This window comes from Paenibacillus periandrae (assembly GCF_022458865.1).
GTDB classification, from domain to species: Bacteria; Bacillota; Bacilli; order Paenibacillales; family NBRC-103111; genus Paenibacillus_S; species Paenibacillus_S periandrae.
Window position 1 is genome coordinate 1 of sequence record NZ_JAJNMU010000213.1, and the last position, 255, is coordinate 255.

The following is a 255-nucleotide window of genomic DNA, read 5'->3' on the forward strand; positions in this document are numbered from 1 at the left end:
ACACCGGACGGAAAGGAGATTAAAACGTTTCGTACTCACACGGTTTACCTGATGGAGCTAATCGACTGGATCAACGCGCGTGGTTGTAGCCATGTGGCTATGGTAAGTACAGGTATTTTCTGGAAGCTAATCGTCAACCTGCTCGAGGCCGAGGATATCGAATTTCTTGTCGTCAATGCTCAGCACATGAAAGCCGTCCCCGGTCGTAAGACGGATGTGAAAGACGCCGAATGGATCTGCGATCTTTTGCGCCAT

Annotated in this window: 1 protein-coding gene; it reads left to right on the forward strand. The window is 49.8% G+C overall.

What is annotated here, in order from left to right:
• Positions 1-255, forward strand: a 255-nt coding sequence (locus LRL21_RS45280; protein ID WP_240422258.1) for an IS110 family transposase, incomplete at both ends; no start/stop codon positions are given.